The sequence below is a fragment of the Paenibacillus sp. MABNR03 genome (assembly GCF_050455445.1).
Lineage (GTDB): Bacteria > Bacillota > Bacilli > Paenibacillales > Paenibacillaceae > Paenibacillus > Paenibacillus xylanilyticus.
The window spans coordinates 112,411-127,045 of record NZ_JBCIYR010000008.1; the positions used below are offsets into that span (position 1 = coordinate 112,411).

The 14,635-nt window shown below is 48.1% G+C and carries 13 protein-coding genes and 1 tRNA gene; 3 read left to right on the forward strand and 11 right to left on the reverse strand.

Annotated elements, in window-relative coordinates:
• The first annotated feature begins 213 nt into the window (after positions 1–213).
• Positions 214–288, forward strand: a tRNA-Arg gene (locus tag AAIH57_RS26780).
• Between the two features lie 176 nt (positions 289–464).
• Positions 465–1,061 carry an ATP-dependent Clp endopeptidase proteolytic subunit ClpP gene (clpP, locus tag AAIH57_RS26785; RefSeq protein WP_072735760.1) on the forward strand — a complete coding sequence of 199 codons (597 nt, stop codon included), beginning with the start codon at positions 465–467 and terminating at the stop codon, positions 1,059–1,061.
• A gap of 186 nt (positions 1,062–1,247) precedes the next feature.
• On the opposite strand, the gene AAIH57_RS26790 is transcribed toward clpP, so the two are convergent.
• From AAIH57_RS26790 to AAIH57_RS26820, 7 genes are all read right to left on the reverse strand, one after another.
• Positions 1,248–2,345 carry a PdaC/SigV domain-containing protein gene (locus AAIH57_RS26790; protein WP_430023643.1) on the reverse strand — a complete coding sequence of 366 codons (1,098 nt, stop codon included), beginning with the start codon at positions 2,343–2,345 and terminating at the stop codon, positions 1,248–1,250.
• 305 nt (positions 2,346–2,650) lie between these two features.
• On the reverse strand, positions 2,651–3,406 hold the full coding sequence (locus AAIH57_RS26795) for an SIMPL domain-containing protein (RefSeq protein ID WP_430023644.1): 756 nt from the start codon (positions 3,404–3,406) through the stop codon (positions 2,651–2,653).
• Between the two features lie 148 nt (positions 3,407–3,554).
• Positions 3,555–3,824, reverse strand: coding sequence for an HPr family phosphocarrier protein (locus tag AAIH57_RS26800; RefSeq protein ID WP_056695263.1), 270 nt, complete (start codon positions 3,822–3,824; stop codon positions 3,555–3,557).
• A 138-nt stretch (positions 3,825–3,962) separates the two neighbouring features.
• A complete protein-coding gene (gene whiA, locus AAIH57_RS26805) occupies positions 3,963–4,901 on the reverse strand; it encodes a DNA-binding protein WhiA (RefSeq protein ID WP_095293015.1) in 939 nt (312 codons plus the stop codon).
• 6 nt (positions 4,902–4,907) lie between these two features.
• Positions 4,908–5,894: a gluconeogenesis factor YvcK family protein gene (locus tag AAIH57_RS26810; RefSeq protein WP_175394328.1), complete on the reverse strand. Its 987-nt coding sequence runs from the start codon at positions 5,892–5,894 to the stop codon at positions 4,908–4,910.
• A 13-nt stretch (positions 5,895–5,907) separates the two neighbouring features.
• Positions 5,908–6,807 carry an RNase adapter RapZ gene (gene rapZ, locus AAIH57_RS26815; RefSeq protein ID WP_430023645.1) on the reverse strand — a complete coding sequence of 300 codons (900 nt, stop codon included), beginning with the start codon at positions 6,805–6,807 and terminating at the stop codon, positions 5,908–5,910.
• A 51-nt stretch (positions 6,808–6,858) separates the two neighbouring features.
• Positions 6,859–7,809, reverse strand: a complete 951-nt coding sequence (locus tag AAIH57_RS26820) for an ROK family glucokinase (protein WP_430023647.1) — start codon at positions 7,807–7,809, stop codon at positions 6,859–6,861.
• 246 nt (positions 7,810–8,055) lie between these two features.
• On the opposite strand from AAIH57_RS26820, the gene AAIH57_RS26825 reads away from it, so the two are divergent.
• The gene (locus AAIH57_RS26825) at positions 8,056–8,394 is read left to right on the forward strand and encodes an ATP-binding cassette domain-containing protein (RefSeq protein WP_430023649.1); all 339 of its coding nucleotides are present in this window, start codon (positions 8,056–8,058) and stop codon (positions 8,392–8,394) included.
• A 109-nt stretch (positions 8,395–8,503) separates the two neighbouring features.
• On the opposite strand, the gene AAIH57_RS26830 is transcribed toward AAIH57_RS26825, so the two are convergent.
• The 4 genes from AAIH57_RS26830 to AAIH57_RS26845 all read right to left on the reverse strand — a co-directional run bounded on the left by AAIH57_RS26830 (position 8,504) and on the right by AAIH57_RS26845 (position 14,556).
• Positions 8,504–9,535 (reverse strand): AI-2E family transporter, encoded by a 1,032-nt coding sequence (locus AAIH57_RS26830; RefSeq protein WP_430023664.1) that lies wholly within the window; start codon positions 9,533–9,535, stop codon positions 8,504–8,506.
• Positions 9,536–9,696: 161 nt separating this feature from the next.
• A complete protein-coding gene (gene trxB, locus AAIH57_RS26835) occupies positions 9,697–10,656 on the reverse strand; it encodes a thioredoxin-disulfide reductase (RefSeq protein ID WP_175394322.1) in 960 nt (319 codons plus the stop codon).
• A gap of 209 nt (positions 10,657–10,865) precedes the next feature.
• Positions 10,866–12,599: a tetratricopeptide repeat protein gene (locus AAIH57_RS26840; RefSeq protein WP_430023650.1), complete on the reverse strand. Its 1,734-nt coding sequence runs from the start codon at positions 12,597–12,599 to the stop codon at positions 10,866–10,868.
• A 199-nt stretch (positions 12,600–12,798) separates the two neighbouring features.
• Entirely contained in the window at positions 12,799–14,556 is a 1,758-nt protein-coding gene (locus AAIH57_RS26845) for a hypothetical protein (RefSeq protein ID WP_430023666.1), read from the reverse strand.
• Positions 14,557–14,635: the final 79 nt, after the last annotated feature.

Here is a 14,635-nt window from a genome sequence, read left to right on the forward strand (position 1 = left end):
CCGAAAATCTCATCTATATATCGCTTCTGAAGTCTTCAAGAACACGCTTCATGCAGCCTGTCCAAAACCTTTCTTAGCATTTACTTAAATGCTCTCTTTATCCATTCTTCCTCATCATGATCAAATTCGGGCTAATCCAAACCATGAGCGTAATCATCCTCTTGCAATTCAGTATCTCATGAGCTATAATCATTATTGCTGTCACATAAATGTGCGCCCGTGGTCCAATGGATATGACGTAGGCCTCCGAAGCCTGAGATCCAAGTTCGATTCTTGGCGGGCGCGCCATTCTTGATTAGCAGTTCATAACCCTTTTAACCAATGGAACCGTAAAGGTTTCTTTTTTTTCAAAGTTAGTTTGACTTTCTTTGACTTTTTGTTTGAAATTGTTTATGATGTGGGTAATACGGTAACAGTTTAAATAGATACACTATTCCATGAACATTTCCGAGGAGGTTTTTCACGTGAGTTATATTCCTATGGTCGTTGAACAGAGCAACCGCGGTGAGCGCGCCTATGACATCTATTCCAGATTGCTGAAGGATCGTATCATCTTCCTGGGCAGCGATGTAAATGACGTTGTTGCGAATGCCATCATGGCACAGATGTTGTTCCTCGCTGCGGAAGATCCGGAGAAAGACATTCATCTATACATCAACAGCCCAGGCGGATCGATTACAGCCGGTATGGCCATTTACGATACAATGCAATTTATCAAACCTGATGTATCTACCATCTGTGTAGGTATGGCAGCTTCCATGGGTGCATTCCTGTTGAACGCTGGTGCAAAAGGTAAACGTTTTGCCCTGCCAAACAGTGAGATCATGATTCACCAGCCGCTGGGCGGTGCTCAAGGTCAGGCTTCGGATATCGAAATCCGTGCCCGCCGCATCCTGAAAATGCGCGATACCCTGAACCGCATCATTGCTGAGCGCTCAGGCCAGCCACTGGAGCGTATTGAGAAAGATACAGACCGGGACTACTTTATGAGTGCTGCTGAAGCTGCCGATTACGGTATCATTGATAAAGTTATCGAAAACGTAGGCTCCCAAGGCATCTAAGCCGAAGCGGACATTTACGGAAGACATGGACAGACAATCAGCATGACCTGATTGACCTGAACATACGAAGAAGCGCCCCTTGTCAAGAACATGACGAGGGGCGCTCTTTTTATTTTATAAAGATAATTCCGTTGATCCTTAACTCATATTAGGCCATATAAGGTCTACAAAAGAGCTAGTCTGAGATTATTTCTCTGATGTCAAACCACTAAACGGCTCAGCACCTTTAGGAAGCAGCTCTTTGTACGTAAACGGGAACTCCGGGAAACCTTCTGCATAAGCGGTGTACTCATACAATTGGAAGAATACTACGACGCCTGTTGGCGTTACATAGAAGTCCTGATCTTTGTTCAATCCGTTATAGCCTTCGAGGTAGCCACCACGAGCCTTGAGCTGTTCGCCTACTTTTTTGCCAAGCGTCTCGCGCATTGCATTGTTGTTTTGCAGTACATCATCCAGGCTCAGTTCTTTACCAGTATCCAGTGCAAAGGTGTGACCTGTTCTTGTCGTCATACCATGTGCTCCGGCATAATCCTCGTAACGTTGAGTAACCAGTCCCAGCACACCATTTTCGTTATACGTCACCACATAAGTGCTTTCAAAAGCGTATGGGCGGTCTGCGGTTGCGGACCCGTATTCTGCAGTCTGCTTTTTGAAATCAGCCACAAATGTATCCACTTCGTCTTTCAACACTTTGTTGATTGCCGCTTCGGCTTCATCACTGGCAAGTCCACTTACCTGCGGGTACTGAATATCCACTTCAGCATTTTTGATGCTGACTTTAACTGTCGCTGCTTTTACTTTCACGCTGTTTTGTTCCACTTTGCTGAGTCCAAGTGTTTTGGTTTTACCATTCCAACTGCCTTGAACTCCCAAATAATCTCTCATAGCGGAAAAAGGAATATACAGGCGTCCCTTGATCAACTTCGCTTCAACATTGGGATAATAATTATTTACTCTTAATGTCGGCTCGCCATCAGCCAGACTAATTTTCATCGTGTTGTTCGCTGCAGTCAGTGAGTACTCTTTTGTTTTTGCGTTATATGTTAATGTTCCACCAGCCACATCCTTAACAGCTGTGAGGGATACCCACGTCGATCCACCTAGCAGAAGCCCTTTTTGTGTAAGGGTTTTGCCTGCTGACTTCAATGTCACGTCTGTAGATGCCGTTACTTTGGATGTTACCGAGGCTGCCTGCACGGAGTTATCCTGCCATACCGCTCCACTACCTACAATAATTCCTGCTGCGAGCAATGCACTTGTCCACTTTTTCCATGATGTCATATATAAAACTCCTCTCGAATTCGCCTAGGGTTCATAGCGTATGTATTCTGATCGCATATCTCATACGCTCACCTCTCTATTATAATTAACCCAATTCAGGAAAGGTTTACAGCACCAGTTACAATGTTGTTCGATCCTGATCCAATTGGTAAAGGTTTTGTCACGAACAATTATACAAAAGAGACATCAAGCAGCTATTACCCGATAGAGTGAGCCAACTAATGTCTTACTTCTTCAAAGCTCCACTTATCATAAAAAAAGACCCTGTCCGCCGGACAAAGCCTTTGCATGAATTGATTTATGCTTTATTTCATTTCATACGTGATGTTCAGCGTTGTGCTGACTTTCACCTGACCTGTTTCAATTTCTGTACCGGCAGCAGACTCTGCCACGTCCTTGGCCATTAAACTTTCCGTTGCATAGAACACAGGCACATTGGCATCGCCTTGGCTCACGGACAGGACAGCACCCAATTGACGCTTAACAGCTTTGGCAATCGCGCCTGCTTTCACATCTGCATTGGCTACCGCTTTCTCGATCACTTGTGCTTCGAAGTTTTCCGGATTTTCTACCGTAAAGCGTACATTTTCAATATTGTTGGCCCCTGCCCCCGAAGCGGCATCCAGCAATTCACCGATCTTGTCCATCTCGCGATACGTTATGGTCAGCGTATGGTGAGCGGTATATCCTTTAATTTTTTGACCTTCCTTATCGTTATACGTGTAGTTTGGCTGCACATAGAACTGACTGGTCTGAATATCGTCCGCACTGATTTTCCACGTATTTTTCAGCAGGTTGGACACCTTTTGAATTTTGGCGGCATTTGCCTTTTGAGCAGAAGCAGCAGTCTCCGCAGTACTATTCACACCGATCGATAGATAAGCAATATCGGGTTTCACCTGAATTTCACCTTTACCTACCACATGAATCACGTTCTGCTGTACCCCTTGCACTTCGGCAGCGTAAGCATAATTTCCCGGTGTCACCCATGCTGTCCCACCAACAAGCAGTGTCCCTGCAACCAACACCGCACCAAGCGGCTTCATCCATTGTTTACCCATCACTTTAGCCTCCTTATGTCTAACATCTCAAATTCAAAGCGGTTTGATACCTTAACAGACGAGGCTTCTTCCAAAATGTTGCACTTGACTATCCCGGAAACGCAAAAAAGCCCCTTGCGGGACTTCTTCATGTAATGGTAATCATATCTTATTGGTTTTCAAGTTCTTCCTTGCTCACCAGACTTACTAAAGCGTTTACAGCCTGTTCGGCGTCCGCGCCTTCAGCACTAATGTGGATTTCCGTACCAGTACTGATTGCAAGGCTCATGATCCCCATGATACTTTTTGCATTAACTTTTTTGTCGTCCTTCTCGACGAACACTTCAGATGAGTACTTATTCGCTTCTTGAACGAACAGTGCCGCAGGTCTGGCATGGAGACCCGTTTTCAAACGGACAACTACCGGGTGCTTTGTCATGGAAACTTACCCCCTATTATGAAATCTAGACATTAAATACACAATTATATTTATAACATTATACCATTAACCCGTACAGGACACTAGAAGAAAAAAAACCAGATCTCTTCTGAATTATTTACCCCTGTGTAAAATCCGTTAACCGTGACGTTCATTTCGCACTTTTTCTGCCAGTTCGTCAATCTTGCGCAGCCGATGGTTAACACCTGATTTGCTGACGGTACCCTTCAGTAGCTCGCCAACTTCCTTCAGATTAATGTCAGGATGGGCCAGCCTAACCTCAGCCACTTCACGCAGCTTCTCCGGCAGTGACTCCAATCCCACTTCCTTCTGCAGCAACTTGATATTGTCGATCTGTCTCACGGCAGCCCCGATCGTCTTGTTCAGATTGGCCGTCTCGCAGTTGACGATCCGGTTGACGGAATTACGCATATCCCGCATAATCCGTACATCCTCGAACTTGAACAGGGCCTGATGTGCACCAATGATGCTGAGCAATTCAATGATTTTCTCGCCTTCCTTAATGTATAGGATGAATCCTTTTTTACGTTCTATACACCGGGCATTCAGATGAAATTCATTGGCCAGATCCACGAGGGCCTGACAGTGCTCTTCATACATGGATGCAATCTCCAGATGATATGAGGATCCTTCTGGATTGTTGACCGAGCCACCCGCCATAAATGCACCTCGAAGATATGCCCGTTTACAACAGTTTTTCCGTAATAGCTCCTGATTAATTCCTGGAGTAAACAAAAAGCCTTCCGATACGATGTACAGATCCTTTAATATCTCCTGTACCATGGACGGAATACGAACAATATATACATTGTTCTTTTTCAGCCGCATTTTTTTGCGGACTAGCAATTCCGTATGCACTTGAAAATGCTTTTTAAGCAGAGAGTATGCCCGTCTTGCGATCGCGGCATTCTCCGTCGAAATATCCAAGATGACTTTTTTATTCGATAACTGCACCGCACCAAGCATACGGATGAGGGCTGAAAGTTCCGCCTTTTCGCAGCACGGTTCGCTCTCAATCATGGTTAATTCTTTTTTGGTCTGTGCTGCAAACGACATGGGACTTCACCTCTTCCGTAACATCCAATTTTGTACCAGTTGGTAGATGTGGTGACTTAGCTTGTCGGCATCATGACGCAGATAGGTTTTAAATAAAACAAGCGTATCCGCAACCACCTGATAGCCGGAGCTCTTGAGTACATCCATATCCAGAACAACCGGTTTGGCTCCTTTTTCCGCATACTTATTCTGCACTTGCAGCGGAATATCGCCATTATTAACGATAACATAGTCGAAGAGCTGGTGCCCTACATGCTCGTGAACCGCTTTGAGGTGATCACTTACCGTGTAGTTATCCGTCTCTCCTGGCTGTGTCATCACATTACAAATAAACATCTTCACAGCCTCTGCCTCAACAACAGCCTCTGCCAGTTTGGGTACCAGCAAATTAGGCAGAATGCTCGTATATAAGCTTCCTGGCCCAATCAGGATCGCATCTGCCTGACGAATGGCTTCCACGGCCTCTGGCAACGGCTCCACGTGATCCGGTTCAAGGAAAACGCGTTTGATGCGCCCGCCTGCTTCAGGGATTTTGGACTCGCCTGTAATGATCGATCCATCCTCCATCTCCGCATGCAGCACAACTGCCTGCCCAGCTGCCGGTAATACCTCACCGCGAACGGCAAACACGCGGCTAAGTTCCCGCACTGCGGTTACGAAGTCGCCTGAAATATCCGTCATTGCAGCCAAAATGAGATTGCCCAGGCTGTGGCCTGCAAGCCCCGCGCCTGTATTAAAGCGATAATTGAGCATATCCGAAAGCAATGGCTCTACATCAGCCAGCGCCGTAAGCACGTTACGGATGTCGCCCGGGGGCGGCATTTGCAGTTCACTGCGCAGGATGCCTGAACTTCCACCGTCATCTGCAACCGTGACGATGGCCGTGATGTCCAGCGGCTTCTCTTTCAAACCGCGCAGCATCACGGATAACCCGGTTCCGCCGCCCATTACAACAATTCTCGGACGTTCTCTTCGTGGTCCGGCTTCTTTCATCCCTTCACCCTCTTCAATGACGATCACGGTCAGCGTCGCGATGGCTCACGGTAACAGCTTCAGTTTCGCTGCTTCCCAGCATTTTGCCCAAATATTCTGATATGGCTACAGAACGATGCTTGCCTCCGGTACATCCAATCCCAATAATAACCTGACTTTTGCCTTCCTTCCGGTATTGTGGAATCAGGAAGTGCAGCATATCCAGCAGTTTGGTCAAAAATGCCTGCGTTTCGGGCCATTTCATGACATATTCATATACATCACTATTTTGCCCCGTATTCGGGCGTAAATGATCAATATAATGCGGATTAGGCAGGAAACGAACATCAAACACCAGATCTGCATCAATCGGAATACCATATTTAAATCCGAATGACGTGATATTCACCGACAGCATATGACTTTCCAAATGAGAAAAACGGGAGATAATCCGCTCTTTCAGTTGTGCCGGCTTCATCGTACTTGTGTTCAATACCTGGGTGGCCGAATTCTTGAGTTCCTCCAGCATCTTGCGCTCCAGACGGATGCCGTCAAGCGGCATGCCCTCAGGAGCCAGTGGATGTCTGCGTCTGCTCTCCTTGTAGCGCTGCACAAGGACAGAATCGGTCGCATCCAGGAATAAAATTTCGCAATGAATGGTAAAATGATCTTTTATATAGTTCAAAGACTCGGACAAAGCCGTAAAGAACTCCCGTCCCCGCAGGTCAATCACGAGGGCTACCTTACCAATTTTGCCGTTCGATTGTTCAATCAGTTCTGCAAATTTCGGAATCAACACCGGCGGCAGATTATCCACGCAGAAAAAGCCGAGATCTTCCAGGCTCTGTACCGCAATCGTTTTGCCTGCTCCGGACATGCCCGTAATGATAATGAGCGTGGCGCCTGTGCCCGGTGAAACTTCACCTTCAAGCATAAATGTCCCCTCCTTATCATATTGCTGCCTAATCATATGGTTCCGAGGTTACTAAGAACGCAAGAGAAGTCCTGCCGCGCCAACAATTCCTGCATCGTTACCAAGAGTGGCTTCCAGAATCTGAACACCCTCCTGCAGCGGTTCTGGTGTCAGCTTCGCAAATACAGCACGTACCTCATCAAACAGAATATTACCGGCTTTGGATACACCGCCCCCGATAATGAACATTTCCGGATTCATGACTGCAGCGACAGCTGCCATTGATTTACCCAGATAAAATGCCGCACGATTCACGATGCGCAGGGCAACTTCATCGCCAGCTTTGGCTGCATCGAATACTTCCTTGGCTGCAATTTTGTCCACGAGAGCCAGTGACGTATGATCTCCGCGTTCTACCGCATCTTTTGCCATACGGATAATGCCCGTTGCAGATGATACCGTTTCGACACATCCCATTTTACCACAACCACACTGGATGGCTTCCAGATCAGGTACAACGCTGACATGACCAAGTTCTCCGGCCATACCCGAGAATCCCTGATATATCTTGCCATTCAGTATCAAACCTCCGCCAACACCTGTGCCCAGCGTGTAGCATACACAGTTGTCCACGCGCTTACCGGCACCAGCCCAAGCTTCACCCAGCGCAGCAACGTTAGCATCGTTATCTATTTTGACGGGCTTGCCCAGACGTTCTTCCAGTATGGAACGAATGGCTACATTCCGAAATCCGATGTTAGGAGCGAGAACGATAATTCCCTCGCGTACATTCGTGAACCCGGCCACCCCAGCCCCTACACCTTCAAGCTGTTCCCAGCTATACGGCGATTCGGCAACGATATGACGGACGTACTTCTCGATGTTGGCGATGACCGTGTCTACGCCCTTATCCACTTCTGTCGGTCCTTCATACGTATGCATAAGCTGACCTTGTTCATTGCATATACCGACCTTGATTGCTGTTCCGCCGAGATCGACCCCAACGTAGATTTTCTCAGACATGCCGCAAGCCACCTTTATCTATCTAAAATAGTTTAATCCTACGTACCAACTATAATTGAAGGATACGCCTGGGTCAAGACGATAAGACCATTGATACAGAACGCTTCGCCGCGATTGTGAACCGTATCACATCAATATCATGAATCCGTATACAACCTCTCCTGTCTTCTAGTAAAACGCAAGCTTTCACGCTTCCCTAATAGAAAGGGAAGCCTCAACTCATGATATTTCATGATCACTCGTTCCATGCGTAAAAGATTACAGCTTGAACAGGTCAACAAGCGGTTCAGCAGCAAGCTGGCCGTCAACAACCTCTCCCTGAAGATTAACCGTGGTTCCATCGTTGCCATCCTCGGCCCAAATGGTGCAGGCAAAACAACAACCATGAAAATGATGCTCGGTCTGTCCAGTCCCTCCTCGGGCAAGGTGAATGTTCTGGGAATGTCACCAGACCATAAACAAGTCCGCGAGCGAATCGGTGTCATGCTTCAGGATGTGAGTGTTATGGATGGTCTTACTGTACGGGAGGTTATCCGAATGGTGCGCAGCTATTACCCTGCCCCCGCTCGAACTACATACACGTAAATGCCGCCTCTGGTCCATGTAAAGCATAAAACGCCTTCCCATCAAGGGAGGCGTTTTATCTTTTTCAACTATATACTAGCCATTAAATCATGTGTTTTTGTCTCAATCGTTATAGCTTGGATTCCACACGTACCGGTTCTTCGGTCTTCTCCATCTTGTTCACATCCAGGATATCGAGCAGGAAGACGAAAATCGGAATACCGATAATCAATCCCCAGATCCCCAGGAAATGCTGAGACAGAATGAGTACGATAAACGTGTAGAACATCGGCAGCTTGGTTTTGTGTGCCATCAGTTTTGGATTAAGGAAGTACGTTTCCAGTGCATGAATGATGACAATCATGACGATAACGATGATGCTCAGCTGTATTCCGCCCATCTGATAAGCAATCAGGCACAGTGGCACCAGTGAAATAATGACTCCCGCTACCGGTACAAGGCTGAGCAGGAAGACGAGAATCGTCAGAGCGAACAAATAAGGGAATCCGAGTATCCATAGGCCCAGAATGGTCAAGGCTGTATTGAATACGGCGATCAGCAGCTGTGCTTCAATGACTTTACCAAAAGACGATACGAATTTGTCCCCGAGGTATGCTACTTCATTGTAGAACCAGCCAATTTTGCTTGTTTTAAACTTGGATGTAAATTTGACGATTTCCCGCTTCTGCAGCAGGAAGAACAAACTGAGAATGATGACCAGCAGAATAAATTCCAACCACTTACTCAGAGCAAAAATATATTTCAGCGCATCGTTTGCATAGTTCTTGATGTCATAGGATTGAAGGAAGCTGGCCACTTTGGCTGCCAGATTATCCCCCTCTGCGGTATCAAAGAATGTCATGATCTCATTGGTTAACTGGATAACCTGATTGACAATTCTCGGTGAATATCTCGATATGCCCAGCACGATGGCTGCAATCACGATCAGATAGAGCAGTATGACGACGACTTTATAATTAATCGGAAATAGCCGATTTAATTTGCCCGTAATAAACTGCTGCAATCGATTCATGACATACGTCACCAGAAATAGCAGCAGGATCATATGCAGCATACTCCCCATGCTGAATAGGACCAAACAAAACAACAGCAGAATCAAAAAGCGTCTGACTGTTGCACTCTGTAACCACTCTTTTATCATTTCCCCCAAAATCTTCACCTCGCAGCTAATATGCCCATTATGTATACGATCCCATGCCCACTTGGTTTCAAAAAAAGAGAAGCCTCCCGGCTTCTCTCACTTGATGAGACTTCCCGATGTCTCTTATTTACAGTTTATGCATCACAGTGCCATGGTCATGCTTACTTATCCAGTGTTTCGCTCCAATCATGGACAATGCTGCCCTCAAGGAACTTCTCGCAATCCATTGCTGCCATACAACCAGACCCTGCAGCCGTAATGGCTTGGCGATATTTCGTATCCTGAACGTCACCACAGGCGAATACACCCGGAATGTTGGTTTCGGTCGTTCCCGGTTTCACCACGATGTATCCGTGATCATCCAGAGCAATCTGATTGCCCAGGAACCCGGTGTTAGGTGTGTGACCGATGGCAACAAATACACCGTCCGCTTCCAGCAGTTCCTCCTGGCCTGTCTCGTTATTGCGCACCTTCAGTCCTTTGACTCCCAGTGCTTCAGGCACAACCTCGAGCGGTGTCCGGTTCAGAGCCCATTTCACCTTCTCATTGCTGCGCGCCCGATCCTGCATGATCTTCGATGCCCGCAATTCGTCCCGGCGGTGAACCAGCGTAACATCTGTTGCAAAACGGGTCAGGAAGCTCGCTTCCTCCATCGCAGAATCGCCACCACCCACTACGATGATCTTCTTGCCGCGGAAAAAGAACCCATCACATGTTGCGCATGTACTTACCCCGCGACCAACATTCTCCTGCTCTCCCGGAATACCGAGATAACGGGCAGAAGCACCGGTAGAGATAATAATCGATTCAGCCTCAAGTTCACCAATGCCTCCGACTTTCACCTTAAATGGCGGCTTGCTGAAGTCCACTTCCTCCACCCAGCCATTCTTGAATTCCGCTCCAAAACGCTCCGCTTGCTTCCGCATGTTGTCCATTAATTCCGGACCCATAATGCCCTGCGGGAAACCTGGAAAGTTTTCAACCTCCGTGGTTGTTGTCAGCTGGCCTCCAGGTTGAAGACCTTCGATAACCAACGGGTTCAGGTTGGCACGAGCCAGGTATATTGCTGCTGTCAAACCTGCAGGTCCGGTTCCGATCACAATGGTTCTGTATTTAGACATATAGATACAGCCTCCTTGATAAGGTTGAGAGTGTGTTGACTGGAAAACTTCTAGAGTGATATGACGAAGCCTATTCGTTAAGTTTACCCGTTTTGCAGGCAATTGTATCCTTCATGAAATTCCGATCTTTCTCAAACTGTCTCTAAGCGCATGGTATCACTAATCTATACGGGCAACTAGGAACATGGTACGTGTCATTCCAGAATAAACTATACTGTTGGCGGGATGCTTCCACATACCCGGACAATTTGCCGTGCATATTTGCTAACGGTTGAAGCCGATATGCCGTATCGTTCCGCTATGCTTTGATAGGTAACGGGACGACTGTGAATTTTGGCAGCCAAATATTCCAGTCCCGCAGCCCAGCCTTCAATTTGTTTGGTACCCGGCACTTCAGGATGCACTCTGGATACATAGTCCGTCCAGATCCGCTCCATCTCCTGCTGCAGCTCCGCTTTTGCTTCAGTCATCTGCAGAGCACGTTCCACAACAGCTTGCCAATGCGAAGTGGTTTCAGACTTGGCTTGTTCTGTGCTTGACTGGCCCTTCTGAAATGGTTTTACAGCCGCTCCAGCTACCGGTTGCTGATCATGGGACTTGCGCTGATCCTGCTCTTGCATATGAAGTCCGTTCAAAACGGCCTCAGCAGCAGCGATCAGATCCTGATCTTCTTCAGGCTCCTGGATAAAAGATTGCAGAGCCTGCCGCACTTCATAATCGCCGATCATCGCCAGAGCATGAATGACCTGAAGCTTGGTCGCACGATCTCCATGGCGCAGCGCCCAAAAGAACGATGAACGGATGAGCGGGTCATTTTTCATCTCTTCCGGTATGCCACTGCCATAGTTCTCCCATTGTCTGAACTGCTCGTCAAAAGGCAGATGGTAGTGATAGCTAAGCTTCTCTGGCTCCAGTTCCCCTTGCCGGACCTCATCAAGACCGGACAGATAGAACTTGGACACCTCTGACCCCGGATCAAGCTTGGACACATGGCGCCACAAGCGCTCAGCAACATCGTAGCGCTCCGTATTATAAGCTGCCACAGCCGCATAATGAGCTAGTGCCGGATCGGCTGCCGTCTCTTCATCCTTCAGCAGTCGGCGGAAATGGACATAGGCCGAATCGTGCTGACCAAGAATCCCCATCGTGGTGGCCAGCTTATACACTTGCTCCTGCTGGAAAGGCATGATGACACGCAGTTTTTTAATTAAAAGCAGCACTTGATCGGCCCGATTCTCATTCTGGTGAAAGATCGCAAGATTACACAGGGCATGCAAATTCCCCGGCTCCTGCTCCAACACCTCCGCAATCGTCTCTCTCGCCTTGGGGAACAGCCCCATATAGTAGTAGGCAAGGGCAAGATTGTTCCGGGCTGCCAAATAGTCAGGATAATCAGGTGACATGCCCTCCAGAAGCTCGGCCGCCTGTGCGAATTTCCCTTCTTCAAGGAGTTCTCTCGCCTGATCATGCTCAACCACACCTTTGCGGGATTTGATCCGGTTCAGTTTGGCGGGCCGATCCAGCTCATAATACAGAAGCTCCATCATTTCTTCGGCTTCCGTCATGAACTGCCCTTGGGGGTCCTCCTCCAAATACGTAACAAGTGCCTTCTCCGCTTCCTCAAACCGATCCATATTCGCATAATTGTTCGCCATATAGAAATAACATTCCGTCATGGACGGATCTACCACATCCAGCACATGCGCAAGAACGGCATTGGAAGCTTCGTAATCTCCCTTCTCAGATAATATACCCGCCATATTGCAATGATTCACCGGGTTCTCCGGTTCATATTCAACAGCTTTACGAAAATATTTTAATGCCTTGTCAACATGATTACGGTCCAGCGAGCGGACAGCTCTCTCGAAAAAGAAAGAAGCATCCAAGTGAATCGGTATAATATTGGCAAGGTGTCCCTCTGCCCGCACTAGCTTGCCCTTCATCTTCCAAGGCACCTCCTCTTTGCTTTCATTCATACTCTCCAGTATACCACATCTGGAGGCGGTCTTCTCAACATGTAGTTTCAAGAGCTTTATGCAAAAATTGCACAAAAAAAGATGCCATTCCGGCATCATTTTCGGATGAAATGGCATCTTTTATGTAATATGGACTATTTCTTCGAAAAATGGTGATACACCCGATTCATAACTTCATGGCCATCGTCGGTGAAAGTGTAATATTTATCGTCTTTCGAAACGGTGTCATGAAGTTGACCAGTACAACCTTGCACTTATCCGGCAGCTTCGCTTCGCGCACCGTTGCAGCCAGATGGCCCATCTCGCCTCCGGTCAGCTCAATCCAGTCCTCTCCACAGGAATAACGGAGCGTGCCACCCTTCCACATATAATGGCCTCCATCTGTCTCCAGCAGTTCGCCCGAAGACAGCTCCCCCTCATCTCCGAATACGAAGGACAACTGCATCATGATCTCCTCTGGCTCGGCGCCTGACAGTTCCAGCTTCCACCCCTTCTCTGTCTGTACAACCTCCGCCTGCGTACGGAATGTCTGTTCATGGGTGAGTTCTCTGTTCTGGTGAGGCAATACATACCACGGACTGGTAGCAGTCCCCACTGTCTCAGGCAGCTCACTTGCGGGAATTGGAGCATAATACCCCTTCTTCTGCTCACCCGTCAGACGGTATCCTTCGCCTGCAGACAATCGGTCCATCTGCTGCATCGGCACATAGCCTGGATTGAAATAGGAGGCGAGCTGAATAGCCAGCAGACGAACCGCACCATGTCTAAGGGCAAAAAAGGAAGGTACTTCCGTCATGATCGTCACACTTGTATTTTGAGACCGAATACGGGCAACAGGCGCACCAAAGTCTGTATGCATCCGGCTATGCGAGATGTGTCCATGATGGCCTGCCGAAGCCATCTGCTGTAAGTAGCCGGCTCGCGTAAAGTGTTCGTTCAGCATGATCTCATATTTCTCAGGCAGTTCATCCTCCACCTCGCATGCCTGCTGCAACTCCGGCTCCAGCAATAACCGGATGAGCGCATTCACTGAACAGACACCGGGGTCTGTCAATGAATTACCCGCCCAATTCGCCATGCGGGCAAAGAGCGGATCATTGTCCACCCGGGCAAGAATGGCATAAGGCAGGTAATAAGGAGACAGATCATGAAAACTGCCCAAATCCTGACGACCCGAGTAATCCGTAACAATCTCGCCTGTAGGATGTACGAGATATACCATCATGCGCAAATTGAGTCTAACCGGCTCAAGAAGTTCAGGTCGATTCAACAAGCGAGCCGCATGGATTAACATGATGTCGCTAACCGCGTTATAGATTCCATTGCTCCGTTCAGTCCACTCCCCGTCCGGGGTAATATCCATTCCTTCTACCAGCCACTGCTCTGCACGCTTCACAGCTTCCTCCAGGCCAAACAGCTGATGCAGGAATCCGAGAGCCGCACATAACACCCAGCGATGGTTCGGCGTATGGCACCCTCCCGTTAGCATGACTGGTACGGTTCGCTCCAGGAACAGCCGCATGTTGTCCAGCACAGGCTGCAGTTTCTCCCACGCCTGGTGCTGAAGCAGCTGGTACAGCTGGGCATATCCCACAACGACAAATGCCGTGTCCGGAGGAGAGTGATAGTTGGTCCAGCCCGGTGATATGGAGCCATCTTCGTGCTGATTACGGAGCACAAACTCCGTTGCCAGAAGAAGACGATCTAACAACTCTTCATTCCGATAATAGATAGAGTCTGGATTGGCAAGCGCTGCCCCCCAGTAACACATATCCGTAGGTGTTCCGGTCGTATGATTGACCCAGGCGATACCTGTATATGGATCTATTGTTCCCCCGTAGTACCGGCTATTCGGATCCAGCACCTGTCGAGACAGGCCTCTTTCCACCACCTTGTCATTGCTGTCCACCAGTTGTTTGTACATGTGCTTCCCCTCCAAACTGAGTATTTGCGCGTGTCTGGGCTGGATCGCCAAAGAAACAGCCGCAGCACACTCATCCTGC

What these genes read in the sequence shown, in the direction of transcription:
- AAIH57_RS26790 (WP_430023643.1), bottom strand. Translation starts at nt 2,345, where the DNA reads ATGACATCATGGAAAAAGTGGACAAGTGCATTGCTCGCAGCAGGAATT.
- AAIH57_RS26795 (WP_430023644.1), bottom strand. Translation starts at nt 3,406, where the DNA reads ATGGGTAAACAATGGATGAAGCCGCTTGGTGCGGTGTTGGTTGCAGGG.
- AAIH57_RS26800 (WP_056695263.1), bottom strand. Translation starts at nt 3,824, where the DNA reads ATGACAAAGCACCCGGTAGTTGTCCGTTTGAAAACGGGTCTCCATGCC.
- whiA (WP_095293015.1), bottom strand. Translation starts at nt 4,901, where the DNA reads ATGTCGTTTGCAGCACAGACCAAAAAAGAATTAACCATGATTGAGAGC.
- AAIH57_RS26810 (WP_175394328.1), bottom strand. Translation starts at nt 5,894, where the DNA reads ATGAAAGAAGCCGGACCACGAAGAGAACGTCCGAGAATTGTTGTAATG.
- rapZ (WP_430023645.1), bottom strand. Translation starts at nt 6,807, where the DNA reads ATGCTTGAAGGTGAAGTTTCACCGGGCACAGGCGCCACGCTCATTATC.
- AAIH57_RS26820 (WP_430023647.1), bottom strand. Translation starts at nt 7,809, where the DNA reads ATGTCTGAGAAAATCTACGTTGGGGTCGATCTCGGCGGAACAGCAATC.
- AAIH57_RS26825 (WP_430023649.1), top strand. Translation starts at nt 8,056, where the DNA reads ATGCGTAAAAGATTACAGCTTGAACAGGTCAACAAGCGGTTCAGCAGC.
- AAIH57_RS26830 (WP_430023664.1), bottom strand. Translation starts at nt 9,535, where the DNA reads ATGATAAAAGAGTGGTTACAGAGTGCAACAGTCAGACGCTTTTTGATT.
- trxB (WP_175394322.1), bottom strand. Translation starts at nt 10,656, where the DNA reads ATGTCTAAATACAGAACCATTGTGATCGGAACCGGACCTGCAGGTTTG.
- AAIH57_RS26840 (WP_430023650.1), bottom strand. Translation starts at nt 12,599, where the DNA reads ATGAAGGGCAAGCTAGTGCGGGCAGAGGGACACCTTGCCAATATTATA.
- AAIH57_RS26845 (WP_430023666.1), bottom strand. Translation starts at nt 14,556, where the DNA reads ATGTACAAACAACTGGTGGACAGCAATGACAAGGTGGTGGAAAGAGGC.